At 50.0% G+C, this 14,343-nt stretch carries 10 protein-coding genes; 4 read left to right on the forward strand and 6 right to left on the reverse strand.

The genetic code is table 11. From position 1 onward, the window contains the following. Nucleotides 1-13 precede the first annotated feature (13 nt). The 4 genes from Pla110_RS10875 to Pla110_RS10890 form a co-directional block, all read right to left on the reverse strand. A complete protein-coding gene (locus tag Pla110_RS10875) occupies nt 14-1,129 on the reverse strand; it encodes a transporter substrate-binding domain-containing protein (protein WP_144995793.1) in 1,116 nt (371 codons plus the stop codon). Between the two features lie 327 nt (nt 1,130-1,456). Next, nucleotides 1,457-2,917 carry a hypothetical protein gene (locus Pla110_RS10880; protein WP_144995794.1) on the reverse strand — a complete coding sequence of 487 codons (1,461 nt, stop codon included), beginning with the start codon at nt 2,915-2,917 and terminating at the stop codon, nt 1,457-1,459. 56 nt (nt 2,918-2,973) lie between these two features. After that, complete coding sequence (locus tag Pla110_RS10885; RefSeq protein WP_144995795.1) at nt 2,974-3,288, reverse strand: Dabb family protein; 315 nt, start codon at nt 3,286-3,288, stop codon at nt 2,974-2,976. A gap of 86 nt (nt 3,289-3,374) precedes the next feature. Then, complete coding sequence (locus Pla110_RS10890) at nt 3,375-3,764, reverse strand: YidH family protein (RefSeq protein WP_144995796.1); 390 nt, start codon at nt 3,762-3,764, stop codon at nt 3,375-3,377. Nucleotides 3,765-4,089: 325 nt separating this feature from the next. Here Pla110_RS10890 and Pla110_RS10895 point away from each other — a divergent pair, with 325 nt between their 5' ends. Further along, a complete protein-coding gene (locus Pla110_RS10895; protein WP_144995797.1) occupies nt 4,090-4,767 on the forward strand; it encodes a DUF4166 domain-containing protein in 678 nt (225 codons plus the stop codon). A 23-nt stretch (nt 4,768-4,790) separates the two neighbouring features. Here the strand turns inward: Pla110_RS10895 and Pla110_RS10900 are convergent, their stop codons facing one another. Next, entirely contained in the window at nt 4,791-5,633 is an 843-nt protein-coding gene (locus Pla110_RS10900; RefSeq protein ID WP_144995798.1) for a hypothetical protein, read from the reverse strand. Nucleotides 5,634-5,666: 33 nt separating this feature from the next. After that, nucleotides 5,667-7,070 (reverse strand): arylsulfatase, encoded by a 1,404-nt coding sequence (locus tag Pla110_RS10905; protein ID WP_231742976.1) that lies wholly within the window; start codon nt 7,068-7,070, stop codon nt 5,667-5,669. Between the two features lie 862 nt (nt 7,071-7,932). Here Pla110_RS10905 and Pla110_RS10910 point away from each other — a divergent pair. From Pla110_RS10910 to Pla110_RS10920, 3 genes are all read left to right on the forward strand, one after another. After that, entirely contained in the window at nt 7,933-9,258 is a 1,326-nt protein-coding gene (locus tag Pla110_RS10910) for an efflux RND transporter periplasmic adaptor subunit (protein ID WP_231742977.1), read from the forward strand. Nucleotides 9,259-9,267: 9 nt separating this feature from the next. Continuing rightward, nucleotides 9,268-12,585, forward strand: coding sequence for an efflux RND transporter permease subunit (locus Pla110_RS10915; protein ID WP_144995799.1), 3,318 nt, complete (start codon nt 9,268-9,270; stop codon nt 12,583-12,585). A 115-nt stretch (nt 12,586-12,700) separates the two neighbouring features. Beyond that, a complete protein-coding gene (locus Pla110_RS10920) occupies nt 12,701-14,206 on the forward strand; it encodes a sulfatase-like hydrolase/transferase (protein ID WP_197440661.1) in 1,506 nt (501 codons plus the stop codon). Nucleotides 14,207-14,343: the final 137 nt, after the last annotated feature.

The following is a 14,343-nucleotide window of genomic DNA, read 5'->3' on the forward strand; positions in this document are numbered from 1 at the left end:
AGCAAAGGTCATGTTAATCTCCTAAATATCGATACAGCAGCTCTTCCCAGGCATCGCTTTCCCGGTAACGCAGAAGTTCTTCGTTGAGTGGTTTGCGAAGTTTGCTGTCGGCTTGAAGGGCGATTGCGTATTCCTGCACGTTGAACAAGACAGGCAGCACATCGATCCGGTTGCTGAACTCCTCGCTTGCCAGATATTTCAGTAACGCGGCGTCGTAAACAACGGCATCGGCCTTGTCGGTGTCGACAGACTGAATCGCTTCTTGCGGTGTATTATATTCTCGAAAGAAGATACGCCGTTGCCTCAGGTAATCGGAACTGGTACTTGAGGCCACCGTCGCCACACGAACGTGATGCAGATCCGTCACCCGGGCGATTCCGGAATCGAGTTGCTGAACTGTGAGAACGGAGGTGATGACCCCGGTCAGAATGGATAGAATGACGATACTGGTAATCATCGCAATGGTGGCGAGTATGCGTCCCATCTTGCTGGCAGGAACAACTCCCTTGTGTCCCAGCAATAAAGTCGTAGACCACCAGACCCCCATGCCGATCCCCTGCCTGCGTTTCCCACCGAACATAGCGGTGTTTTGCTTTCTTTCAAACTGCCAGAATAACAGACCGCAAACGATGACGAGACAGATCATCGCCAAAACAAGCTTGATTAGGCGACTGGATACGATCCGCTGCACCAGCACCCAGGGACTGGTCTGTTCCCGTGAGTTAACTGCAATGCCCAACCCTGTTGAATAGTGTGGATGACAGAACCCGACTCGTTCATGACGATCTGATGTGACGCTGATCGCGGCAACTGCAGCGTCGAGCTCACCCGCTTCCAACTTGGTAAGCATCTCGTCTAGAGTCAGTTCCTGAAACTCAAACTCCAAATTTAACTCATGTGCAAGATGTCTCCAGAGTTCGATACTAATCCCGGTCCATGAGCCGTCCGGGTTCTTGATAGCGAATGGTGGACTTTGTTTCGTCCCGACTTGAAGGATCTCTCTGTCTCCGTTTGCAGTCAGGGTTTCTGTCTGAACGGATGGTTCCTGCGCTCTCAGCGTGGTTGACCAAGTTGACATCCCTAAAATGACTATAGTCAACAGTGCCGGGCGGAACAGCGAATCCATCATACCAAATTATCCAAACGTGCCATTCAATGGATCATCATGATCGCAGCATGGCTATTCTATTCTCGGTCATAGCGCGTAGATTTCAAGATTCCTGTGGTGAATCCTGACTGACAAGATGACCGATTCGTATCGAGCGATACATTGTTAATGAAATGTGAAGATTTCATGATATCAGACATGAATCCTCACACCTACCCCTACAGGGTTTGAACCTGATCGCGAAACGCAGGTTGGTGCATCAGTATCGCCTGACTCTTCTTTGATAAGTTGGTCTTAGTTGTGTATTCTCAGTCGCGTATTATGTACCGAGTGAGTGAACAAGCCTGTTTACGGTTTCGATTTTGTAAACAGTTCGTTGATGGATGTGACGGTCTCTTCAGTGAGAACTTGGCCGCCAGCTGGCCCCACGAGGTTGCTTTCAATAACGGCACTGTAACTTCCTCCACCCACGGCCCGTTCTGTAGGAACGTAACTTCCTGGCCCGCACAACTGAATGACGAATGTTTGCAAAGCGGGACTGCGCGATTTCATCTGGGTTCCAAAGTTGGTGAAGAGTTCAAAATCGTTTGTGACGATGGCAACGTCGCCCAGACGCATTGAATGCAGTTCCATCTCATAGGGTTTTTCGGTTCCCGCCTGTTGCTCTTTATAGCGATCCAATACGGATTGTTTCCAGTTTTTGATCCACTGCTTGGAAGGATCTTTTTCATACTCCTTGATTTCTTTCTGAATGCGAACGTAGTCCTCTTCGCTCACTTGCTGTTTGGGAAGTTCAATCGTTTTCACACGATGTTCAAAAACCAGATCAGCATGTTTCTCCTGCTCTGCTCCCGCGTAGGCTTCTTCCCAACCCGATACGACTCGGTCAGCAAAGGTTTCCAGTACCGTCCGCCCCAGGAGTTTCTGCATTCGTTCTTCCGCTTTTTTACGGTACATCATGCGAGGAACCTGATCGCCTGCGGCTCCAATCCATCCGAGAACACTCAGGTTCTCGCCATATTTCTCTCGTAGCATTTCGCGGACAGGATGCCAGTAATCGGCGTTAACGGCCGAGCGACCTTCCACGGCCTGCGCGGGGCAGGCGACATTGATCGCCGTTGCCAGCAATTCGTCGTTCTCGTCCCAGCAGAAAAGCACTTCCAATCCGTGATCTTCATATCCTTCGATACCCCGAAAGTTCTCAACCGCTCGGTTACCGTACATCTTCGCGGAACCATCGGCATAAAGAACTCGCCGGTTTTGCGCCACAACGGCGTGCCCCAATCCCCAGGCTACTTTCCCCTTCACGCGTGAGTTCCAGGCTTCGACAATAGCATTGGCAATCTGAGTCGAGGCGAAGTCGACATATTCCCTGGGATGAGTGATTCCTGTTTCAGGCAATGCATAGCGGCCTTCAATCAATGTTGGTGCAGTATGGGTATGCGTGGCATTCAGAACGATTTTTCTAACGTCGATCTCTTGAAGTTGCGTAGCGACCTTTTCTCTTACCGCTTCGAGAATCCCCCCTCGGATACAGACCAGATCGCAAGAGACCATGATCGCATAATCATTCCCCTGTCCTGCCTCGCGCGACTCCAAAACCAATACTGTCGCGAGAATATCGCTTTCCACGGTTGTCGCTATCCGTGTTCGCATCTGTCCAGTCAAGGAGACTGGAAGCTCTGGGGTGATATTCGTCGTCGTCGAACCAATGTATAACTCGGCCGCTTCTGTGCGAGTTGCATTGACCGCGATCAGCAGGAATGGAACCAGGTAGATAAACAGGATTCGTCTTGGATTGTAATTCATGTTTTCACTCGGAACGATAAAGATATCAGTTTGAAGCAGCCACGCTCAGTAGACCGTTAACTAATGGAACGGGACGACATAGACAGAGGTTGAAAGTCGGCTTCTTGAAAGTCATCGACATATTTTAACCAGTATGAGTGAATGAACTCTGTGTGCCGGGGATGTGCGGAGTACTCGTCGTATTCATTTTGGGAATCGAAATTCATCGTGATCCCATACTGATGCGAGTTTTTCGGACTTACCTGTTGGCGGACGGCGAAGTCCTGAACTCCCGGAATCGTCGATAATTCAAGGGCGGCATTCAAAAAGATCTCTTCCGTCTGACGGTCGACCGTCGGTTTTAACCGGAATGTTACAGTGTGTTCGATCATGTTGATTCCTCAATAAGTGCCAGTTCTATCACATGGAAATTGGGGCTTTCCACAATCACTGTAACTGATTTCCGAGGAGGTGCAAACTACCCCGGGTTCACTTCAATGAGATATAAGCCCGCGCAAGCCGTCGCGAATAGAGTCATGCTCAAGATCGCCAGAACCCATTGGGGTATACTGATTGAATGACCTTCCTGGAGCTTGTTAATCGCATCGCGATATGCCCAGAACGCCAGTAGAAACATCAAAGCACCCGCAATGACAAAAATGCTTGCTAGCAACCGAACGAGCCAGAAGGGTTCGGCTTCCGTCATTAACTTGGCGATGGCAAACCCCGTTGCCGTGGAGGCCAACCCCGTCCGAACCCAGGAACTGTAGGTCCGTTGTTCAGACAAGAATGTTCGATGTATGGCCGCTTCCGTTCGTTCCTCCGCCAATTGATTACGTAGATCTGATGAGGATGGACTTGAGTTCATGAAAGGTATTTTCTGCGAGCGGATGACTTAAGTGCGAATGGATCGTGGGTGAGAAGTGTTTCATCTTACATGCTTCCTTAAATTAAGGAAGGTGGGGCCCTTCTAGACATTATCCGGACGGGATCGGTTTCGCAATTAATAATACAGAGGTCATCACACTTCGATCGGTGTTCTTTACATTACTTGGAGGAAAATGAGTTAATGATGCTCAGCTAGTGCGGTTTGAAAAGGAGAAGAGACCCCTGCCCTGTTTGATCGGAGGGGGCGAAATTATTAACTTACCCACGGCGAGTCGAAACCGTCGCCTGAAACCGGAGAGAAACTGATGACGTCTATATATCAACAGGTTCTGGGAGCCGACTTTGAAAAGCTGCATCCCAAAATGCAGGAAAGATTCGGCTTCAACAGTGTCGACCGCATTGCCTCCATTGGTTCAGGTGTGATGGAAGAGATCTGGAGGGGACCTTTTTATACATTACCCTTTTTGTACGTAGGAGCCTGGCGAAGCATCATGTTTCCCGAGTGTGGAAAGAATATTCCTTTTACCATTGAGAATTATGCGTATCGCGACCAATCAGGGAGAGATACATTAAGCTGGATTCGGCGGTTCGATGTCGGACCCATCCGCCATTTCGATGAATACATGATTTACAGTGAATCGCGAAAAGGAATCGTCGTCTATCTGGGCACGCATCAACACTTGAAGGCAACACTCGATCTGTATGTGGACGATCGGGGGGGACTGAGAATGCGATCAGGAACGCAACGGCTATTCTGGGGGAATCTCGCGTTCTCGTATCCGATGTCACTTTCCGGTAATGCTGACGTGCGCGAGTGGTACGACGACGAGGCTGATAAGTATCGTGTCGAAGTTGAAGTTACGAACCCGACCTGGGGTAAGCTGTTCGGTTATCATGGTTCCTTCAATGTCACCTGGAAGGATGTAAGCGATCAGAAAGTTCCTGAACATATTCTCCCGCAACGGGAAGAACGACGGGAATAGGAGAAAGAATTGAAAGTGCGGTATCATTGTTTATTCAAGAGTAAGTCTAAAACCCAACAACCGCGAACATGAGGATCTGTTTGAATGCAGTGTTCAAGTATCTCTTCGTCAACACAGCCCGCTTTTTCGAGATCTACGGCTAGCTGGGGCATCATTTCAAATGATTGATTGTTAAAGATGTCGCTGGCTAACTGGAGAATGGCACCATCATTCCAGCTCAACCAATCGTGGTGGATCTTGCTGGCATCCGGAAGATTACCAAAAATATCGATGAGTATTTTGGTCAATCTCGTAGCAGATGTTTCACGTGCCTGAGTGTGAGGATCTTTAGATTCGACATCATTTCCTCCGTGAGCCCCGTCGTAGTAGGCGTCTTCATCAAACGCGATTATGGTCGCCGAAGCGCGAATCGCCAGTTCTGTATTGCTCGGTATATTCAGAAATGTGGAAAGCACTAAGTCGGATATGTCGCCGCCCAGTATGACGGCCATATTGTCGAAAGTGAGATCCTCATTAGGCGACGGGGCAGTCGCTGACAAATCGTCGAAGTGGGATGAAAATAACTCTAACATCTCTACAACACCACTCCGCTTGCTCTCCAAAAAGAATCCCGTTGCTATTTCTTCTGCGGTATCAATTCCGGAATCCACGGTCTGCCAAAAATCTTTTGAAACCGGTTCCAAAAAAGAACTACCAGTGTTAATGACTTTCGCCACTCGGTCTCGAAGTTCGGGAGTAATTATAGACATCACATAGCGGCAACATGCGATAAGAAAGAGATGTTTCTTTCGGTTGTCTTTTAGTTTATGCACAACAATACTTAGACGAATATCTTCGCGGATTCTCATCCAATCTGGCTCTGGCATTATTAGGCTCTTTCGCCGCTCTGGAACTGATTGTCACTTCACCCAGATCGCTTTCCCGCGATACACCGTTCCGATTTCATACCGGTCATCGGGGACCATCTCTTGCTCCATTACTTTTATCATACGGGTGACAATGTCGGGGTGGTTCTGGGCGATATTTTGTGCTTCACCAATGTCCTTTTTCAGGTCATAAAGCTCAAGGTAACCGCTTTGGTAATTGCGGATCCCTTTCCAATTACCCAGTCGGACGGCTTGTGAGTACTGTGCACCGCGGGTATGGCCATAGTCCCAATAGAGAGGTGTCGTTCTCTCGGGAAGTTGGTTCCCCTGCAGGGCGGGCATAATGTCGATGCCATCAGGTTTGAGTGAATCGGGAATGGATGCGTTGGCGAGGTTGGCGAACGTGGGGAGCATGTCCTGAAATGAGATTACCTCCTCACTGATGGTTCCCTTTTTAATGTGACCCGGCCATCTGGCGATAAGCGGGACACGAATCCCTCCCTCGGTTAAATCACGTTTGAAACCACGGAGTGGTTCGCTGGTGTTGAGACGCTCGGGGACGATATTGTTTCCACCGTTGTCACTCGTAAAAATAATTAAGGTCTCTTCACGCAGGCCGAGTTCGTCGATCAGTTTCATGATTCGTCCGACATCGCGGTCGAGCCGATGAATCATGGCCGCGTACTTTTTTGATTTGGTTTCCCAATCTTTGTCGGTATAAGGATCAGTAGAGGGAACCGTAAGCCCATCCGGGTCTTCCTGTTTCGAAGCGAAGTGTGGCAGAGTGTATGCGGCGTAGAAGAAGAATGGTTGGTCGGCAGATTCTCGAATGAATTTCAGGGAACGTTCTGTGAGCAGGTCATGACTGTAGTTCTCGCGAGAGGTGGTATTTCCTGTTAGATCGAGACGCCCTTCGTTGTCGTCAAGGTACTCCGTGTAGTAGTAATGCGCGTGGTCCTGATTCAGGTATCCGAACCACATGTCGAAACCCTGGTTAGTGGCACGCCCATCAGTCCCGGCGTCTCCGAGCGACCATTTTCCAACTCCACCGCATCGATAGCCTTGGTCTTTGAGGATCTCCGCGACGGTGATGTCCTCTTCCGTCAGATAAGTGGAATAATGGGGCACGTTGTCTCGCGCAGGAGTGTGTCCATTGTGGAGGCCGGTCATCAGCACGCTGCGGGAAGGAGTACAAACGGGTCCGCCGGCGTAGGCTTGCGTGAATTTCATCCCCTGCTGGGCAAGCCGATCAATATAGTGAGTCTGTATCAACTTCTGGCCATAGCATCCGAGGTCACCATACCCCATGTCATCCGCCATAATGAAGATGATGTTAGGAGGGCGGTCTGACGCCTGCACCGCGAGCGAGGGTGCACAAATCAGGGAGACCCAGAAGGACAGGAGCATCAACAAGTTATTCGAAATAATTTGACGCATGTTTGATGGGGGGACTTTGAAAGAGAGTCTGAATTGGGAGAGAAGATCTTATTAGAGTCGTCCCGGAAATCAGAAGCAACCAGTGTCCAGAAGGGACAAAGTGTAAAATATCGTTTCTCTCAAATTATTATTATGAGTATTCAGGAGACCAGAATTGTTCTAAAGCCAGTAAATGCAAATCAATTGTAACTCTGTTGTTGAAACTGTCTTAATAGTCAGAATGAAGGCTTATATCTGCTTTTTTGATTCAGTACAGCAATTGATACGGAGCCCAACAAATGATGATTAGATTAAATACAAGACGAACAAGTCCAGTTTAGGTTTGTTAAGAAATTACACCATCTGGTGGTAATACACTTAACCTCGTCATCGCGAGAGACTAGAATTTTGACAGAGTTAAGAGGGTGGCAACGTCTGACTGAGTACCTGATGTATAGTTTTGACCAGACGTTCAAATAGGCGGCAATCGAAAGAATTGTTATCCATTACTTGGAAAACTCACCCTGTATCGTATTGTCAAATAGTTTGTTGTACCGCATCTGGCGTGATTCAGGCACTTTTGACTCGGCGATACCGAACCGAATCCAACTTGGAATTGTCGGTTCACTATATTTTCGTTTGAACCGAGCATCGCTTAATCGAAATGTTGTTAATCGACATTTTGATCGTGGCTTCGGTTTTGGAACGACCCATCGCCTGACGTAGATGAGCACTTTAACTGCACAACAATTATAGATTGATAGTTAGCATGCTAATGGAGAAGCGAGTTTTGCGAACCCTGATTCCTGGGATTCTGATACTGTCTGTGACGATGTTGGCACTCTCTGGATGCGCGGATGTCGAGAGTTCTGTGAAGCCACAGATGAAGTCGAAAGTAATTGTCGCGCAGCCTCTCGTTATCCCGCTTGTAGAGTGGGATGAGTATACAGGCCGACTCGATGCGATTGACTCCGTGGAGATTCGAGCCCGAGTTTCTGGTTATCTGGAATCAACTCACTTTGACGAAGGTCAAACTGTCCAGAAAGGAGACCTGCTGGCCATCATTGATCCGCGCCCCTTCAAAGCGGCCTTCAACACTGCCAAAGCGGAGCTTCAGGAAGCGACGGCTCGAGTCGAGCAGGCCAAGTCGGCCCGCAAGCAGGCCGAAGCCAGACTGGTTGAGTTGCAGGCTCAACAGAAACTGGCCGGTCAGCGGATGGAACGAGGTAAGCAACTTTCAAAACAACGGGCTATTTCTCAGGAAGAACTCGACGTCATCGAGAGTGAGCAGTCGCAAGCGGCCGCGGCGTCAGAAGCCGCCGTTGCTCAGGTCGAAGCCGCCGGAGCTGCGATTGCGACGGCTTCTGCTGAAATTGAAACGTCCAAAGCGAAAGTTGAAACCGCCGCGATTGATTTGCAATACACCCAGGTCCGCGCTCCAATCACGGGACGCATTAGTCGTCGATATGTGACGGAAGGCAATCTGATCAGTGGTGGCTCCAGCGAATCGACATTGTTGACTTCGATTGTCTCGCTGTCGCCCATCCATGTCTACTTCGATGCGAACGAGCAAGAGTTCCTGAAGTACATGCGGTTGGCTCAGGATGGAAAACGAGCCAGCTCGCGTCAGGTGAAAAACCCTGTTTTTGTTGCATTGATCGACGAAGAAGGTTACCCACACGAAGGTCATATGGACTTTGTTGATAACCGGCTCGATCCGAATACGGGAACCATGCGGGGACGGGCCATTCTTGCAAATGAGGATGGGTTGTTAACCCCCGGTCTCTTTGTGAAAGTCCGCCTTCCCGGAAGTGGTCGTTACGATGCGATTCTGGTTCCGGATGAGAGTATCAACAGTGATCAGTCCGAAAAGTATCTCTACGTTGTTGACGACGAAAACAAAGTTGTACGTAAGGATGTCGAACTGGGGCCAATTTCGCATGGAATGAGAATTATCCGTAAGGGATTGGAGGGCTCCGAAAAAGTGGTAACGAAAGGCGTTCAACGTATCTTTCCGGGTGCGGAAGTCGAATCAGAGCTAGGTACGCTCGTCGCTGAAGAGAGTCCCCTGCCTGACGAATACACGCCGGTACCACGCGAGCAATGGTTGTCGATTGCGCATTCTACTATTCCGGAAGGGATTGATCAGAATTCCAAGCCGTACCAGTTTCCCCAGTCTGAGGGAACTCAGGCCCCTCAACAGAAATAGTCATCCGTAATGAAGTTTCCGCATTTTTTCATTGATCGTCCGATCTTTGCCACGGTTCTCTCGACTCTGATTGTTCTGGTCGGGGGGATCGCCTATTTCCAACTTCCCGTCGGTCAGTATCCCGAAGTCGCTTTGCCGACAGTCACGGTGCGTGCCAGTTATCCGGGAGCGACAGCCGAAACGATTTCCAAAACAGTGGCAACACCATTGGAACAGGAAATCAACGGCGTCGAGAACATGCTTTATCTCGACTCGCAGGGAACGGCGGACGGAAGCCTGACGATTACAGCGACCTTTGCGTTGGGTACAGACGTGGATCAGGCTCAGGTGCTCGTTCAGAACCGGGTCGCAGTTGCCCTGCCCCGTTTGCCAGACGTTGTTCGGCAGATTGGTGTCACGACGCGGAAAAGTTCTCCCGACCTGATGCTGGTGATCCACCTGTTTTCTCCCGATGACTCACGTGATCAACTCTATATTGGAAACTACGCTTACCTGCAGATCAAAGACATTCTTGCCCGGCAAGATGGTGTTGGAGATATCGTTGTCTTTGGCGGTACAGAGTACAGTATGCGAATCTGGCTCGACGTCGATCGGCTCGCCGCTCTGGATATGACACCGGGCGATGCTGTCGAGGCGATGCGTAGTCAGAACGTCCAAGTTGCAGCGGGGATTATCGGCCAACAACCGCTGGAAGAACCCAAAGGGGGATTCCAGGTAAACGTCAATACGTTGGGACGTCTACAGTCTGCAGAAGAGTTTGGCGAAATCATTCTCAAGTCAGGTGAGAATGGGCGAATCGTCCGTCTCGCAGACGTTGCCCGAATCGAGCTAGGGGCAGTTGATTACTCGGTTCGTAGTTATCTTCAAGACAAAAATGCCGTTGCGCTCGCCATGTTTCAGCGACCGGGTTCGAACGCCATCGAAACCACCGATAAAATTCTCGAAGCCATGAAGGAACTCCGGAAATCATTTCCTCCCGGACTCGAATACAATGTGATCTATAACCCGACCGCCTTCGTCGAACAATCTATTGAAGAAGTATTCACCACACTCTGGCAGGCAGGGTTGCTTGTCGTGTTAACCGTTTTCGTGTTTCTCCAGAACTGGCGATCCACCATCGTTCCGGTGATTGCGATCCCGATTTCGCTTATTGGAACCTTCGCCGTAATGCAGGGAATCGGATTCAGCCTGAATAACCTTTCCCTGTTCGGTCTCGTGCTGGCAATCGGGATTGTGGTGGACGATGCTATTGTGGTGGTCGAGAACGTCGAACGTCTCATATCGGAAGGCTTGGAACCCAGAGAAGCGACCCGCAAGGCGATGGACGAAGTCGGCACCGCCCTCATCGCAACCACATTGGTGTTGATTGCGGTATTCGTTCCGACTGCTTTTATCGCGGGAATCAGTGGTCAATTCTATCGACAGTTTGCGATCACCATCGCGGTTTCGACGGCGATTTCCACCTTCGTCTCGCTGACGTTGACTCCGGCCATGTGTGCCCTGCTCTTACGTCCTCAAGGGGCGAAAAAGAATTGGTTCGGACGCATGATCGAGTTGGTTCTGGGATGGCCATTCCGCATCTTTAACAGAGTTTTTGATGTGTCGAGCGTGCTTTACTCGCGTATCGTCGGACGGGTGATCCGGATGGGGGCAATCATGTTGCTCATCTACGGAGGACTTCTCGGTTTAACTTACTACGGGTTTACTCTGGTCCCCGGCGGGTTTATCCCCGCACAGGACCAGGGATATCTGATCGTCGCTATTCAGACACCTCCCGGTGCCAGTCTTGACCGTACTGATGCGGTGACAAGAAAGGTCGTCGATATGGCTCTGGAAATTGATGGTGTCGAGAATGCAGTATCGTTTGTCGGGTTCTCAGGAGCGACCCGAGCCAACAGTTCGAATGCAGCCGCCATTTTCCCCGTATTGAAAGATGCTAAAGAGCGAGCGAAGCGGGGCCGATCATTGGACGTTATTCTGAATGAGCTTCGGCAGAAGGTTTCCGCGATTGATGATTCGCTCGTATTCGTGATTCAGCCTCCTCCTGTTCGCGGTATTGGAACAGGAGGTGGTTTCAAGATGCAGGTGCAGGACCGGTCCGGTGCCGGCTTAGTTGCCCTGCAGGAAGTGACCAATAATCTAGTCGACGCAGCTCGAAAAGAGCCGGGGCTGGTGCAGGTCTTCTCGAATTTCAATATTGGAACTCCGCAGATCTATGCCGACGTCGATCGCACTAAAGTGCGTATGCTGGACGTTCCTATGAACAACGTCTTCGAAGCTCTTCAGATCTATCTGGGTTCTGCCTATGTGAACGACTTTAACTTTCTCGGACGTACTTACCGCGTGACGGCTCAAGCCGATGCGCAGTACCGCGACGAAGAAAGTGACATTATGAGGTTGCGAACGCGTAGTAATAACGGATCCATCGTTCCACTTGGTTCGATGGTCACTATGCGGACCACGACCGCTCCAGATCGTGTGGTGCGATACAATCTGTTCCCCGCGGCCGACGTGAATGGGGACACCGTACCTGGCTTCAGTAGCGGTCAATCAATCCAGACAATGGAGCGACTGGCGGAAGAAGTTCTGCCTCGTGGTTTCGGTTACGAATGGACCGACATCGCCTTTCAGCAGAAGGAAGCGGGGAATACGGCGATCTATATCTTCCCGCTCTGTGTGTTCTTCGTATTCCTGGCTCTGGCCGCTCAATACGAAAGTTGGCTGTTACCACTGGCCGTGATTCTGATTGTGCCGATGTGTCTGTTGTGTGCGATCTTCGGAGTCTGGTTTAGAGGAATGGATAATAACATTTTGACCCAGATTGGATTGGTCGTGCTCGTCGGTCTTGCCTGTAAAAACGCGATTTTAATCGTGGAATTTGCCAAAGCCGAAGAAGATGCTGGCAAAGACCGATTTCAAGCGGCCATCGACGCTTGCCGACTTCGTCTACGACCGATTCTGATGACTGCCTTCTCCTTTATTCTGGGAGTGATTCCTCTGGTCATCGCGACTGGAGCAGGATCCGAAATGCGACAGGCACTGGGAACCGCTGTCTTCAGCGGTATGTTGGGTGTAACTTTGTTTGGTTTATTCCTGACTCCTGTATTCTACGTCTTGCTGCGAAAACTGGCTAAGGACACCCGACCTGAACCCACAGCGACAACTCCCGAAGGGATCACTGTCGCGATGGATCAGCCCGCCAGTCTTCCCGTTGCACCGAAGGAGAATCGGAGTGATAAGTCGGAGGCCTCAACTTCCTACACTGAGAATCCGACCAAGCCAGAAGATAACTCTGACGACGATGGTGATGAAAAGTCAGAGGAATAGCAGGCTGGTTGACGCGGGCCAGAGTAGCCAGTACGTTCGAGTTTATTTGTCGCCCTGATCTGTCAGAGCGAATACAAATTTTCCGTGGACTCGTTCTTTCTGGATGCCTGCTCTGATGGTTCGATTAATCGTTACGTTGCTGGTCGCTGTTTTCGTCCATCAATTAATATCCGATGTGAAATCTCTGTTCGCAGAGGAATACTCTAACGCCGATACGCTCGCACGGCCCAACATTTTATTTGTCTACACCGACGACCAGGCGCCTTGGGGATTTGCATCCTCGGGTTATAAGCAGGCTTACACGCCCAACATGGACCGCCTGGCGCGAGACGGGGCGATGTTTACTAACTCCTTCGTGCCCACGCCTGTCTGTAGTCCGGCGCGAGCCTCTTTTCTGACGAGTCGATACGCCAGTGAATATGGCATTCTGGACTTCATTCCCCATCCACAACATAAGTTGTACGACTCCAATGACGGAATCGGACTCGATCCAGACTCCGTCACCTTCGCGGAAGTCTTACAGAAGTCAGGGTACGCAACCGGGTTGGTCGGAAAATTTCATCTGGGCGACTGGACGCAGACCGACAATAAAATATATCACCCCACCAATCATGGCTACGATTACTTCATGGGACTCACTGGTGGTGGAACCACTCCCGTCGATCCTCCTTTGGAAAAGAATGGATCTGTTCGGCAATTCGAGGGGCTGACTACCGATATTCTGACCGAAGATGCTTTAAAGTTCATTCGAGACCATCAGGAAAAGCCATTCTTGCTGAGCCTGCACTACCGGGCGCCGCACTCAAAATGGCTACCCGTCGCAGAGGAGGATTGGGCTCCCTACGTCAACCTTGATCCTGATATTCCCAATCCTGATTACCCCGGTTTGCAAACAGAACTGGTCAAAAAGAAAACACGCGAATACCTCGCCAGCATAAGTGGCGTCGACCGGAACTTGGGGCGTGTGTTGGCATTGCTTGAAGAATTGAAAATTGCGGATAGCACTGTGGTGATCTTTACTTCGGATCATGGTTACAACATGGGGCACAACGGAATCACTCACAAAGGGAATGGTTCCTGGATCGTGGATCCCGATCCCCCCGCTACCAAGTATGTCCGAGCAGGACACCGGCCGAATATGTATGACAATTCGTTGAAGGTCCCCACGATTGTTCGCTGGCCGGGAAAAGTGAAACCGGGAATCGTGATCGATGAAACGATAACCAGCCTCGACTGGTATCCCACGCTGGTGGAAATCGCCGGAGCGATACTACCTGCCAATCATCTCGTTCGCGGACGTAGCCTGATACCGTTGCTCGTTGGCGATACTCCTGCCGACTGGGATCAAGACTACTACGGTGAGTACAGCCAAATTCATTATAGTCAGGCTTATATGCGTTGTTACCGAACGCCCGAGTGGAAGCTGATCCGCGACTTCCTCGACTCTGGCCGCAATGAACTTTATCACCTCAGCTTAGATCCGGAAGAAGCAAATAATCTCATCAACGACAAAAGACCGGAAGTTCAATCTGTGATCGCCGAGTTGTCTCAGAAGATCGATGCCAGGATGATAGAAGTGGGCGATGATCTTTTGAAAGAATCAGTTTCAACATCGAAATAAAAAACGACAGCCAATCGTTTCCACCCACAGAAAGAGTGTTAAAAACGCCTTTTAAAACTGAAATAGTCGAGCGTTTGTCGTCCAAGCGATTAAAATCGAAGACACGCCGTTAAAGGCATGATGACTGATTAAAACAC

Source organism: Polystyrenella longa (genome assembly GCF_007750395.1).
Lineage (GTDB): Bacteria > Planctomycetota > Planctomycetia > Planctomycetales > Planctomycetaceae > Polystyrenella > Polystyrenella longa.

What these genes read in the sequence shown, in the direction of transcription:
- Pla110_RS10890 (WP_144995796.1), bottom strand. Translation starts at nt 3,764, where the DNA reads ATGAACTCAAGTCCATCCTCATCAGATCTACGTAATCAATTGGCGGAG.
- Pla110_RS10915 (WP_144995799.1), top strand. Translation starts at nt 9,268, where the DNA reads ATGAAGTTTCCGCATTTTTTCATTGATCGTCCGATCTTTGCCACGGTT.
- Pla110_RS10905 (WP_231742976.1), bottom strand. Translation starts at nt 7,070, where the DNA reads ATGCGTCAAATTATTTCGAATAACTTGTTGATGCTCCTGTCCTTCTGG.
- Pla110_RS10895 (WP_144995797.1), top strand. Translation starts at nt 4,090, where the DNA reads ATGACGTCTATATATCAACAGGTTCTGGGAGCCGACTTTGAAAAGCTG.
- Pla110_RS10900 (WP_144995798.1), bottom strand. Translation starts at nt 5,633, where the DNA reads ATGCCAGAGCCAGATTGGATGAGAATCCGCGAAGATATTCGTCTAAGT.
- Pla110_RS10910 (WP_231742977.1), top strand. Translation starts at nt 7,933, where the DNA reads ATGAAGTCGAAAGTAATTGTCGCGCAGCCTCTCGTTATCCCGCTTGTA.
- Pla110_RS10885 (WP_144995795.1), bottom strand. Translation starts at nt 3,288, where the DNA reads ATGATCGAACACACTGTAACATTCCGGTTAAAACCGACGGTCGACCGT.
- Pla110_RS10920 (WP_197440661.1), top strand. Translation starts at nt 12,701, where the DNA reads ATGGTTCGATTAATCGTTACGTTGCTGGTCGCTGTTTTCGTCCATCAA.
- Pla110_RS10880 (WP_144995794.1), bottom strand. Translation starts at nt 2,917, where the DNA reads ATGAATTACAATCCAAGACGAATCCTGTTTATCTACCTGGTTCCATTC.
- Pla110_RS10875 (WP_144995793.1), bottom strand. Translation starts at nt 1,129, where the DNA reads ATGATGGATTCGCTGTTCCGCCCGGCACTGTTGACTATAGTCATTTTA.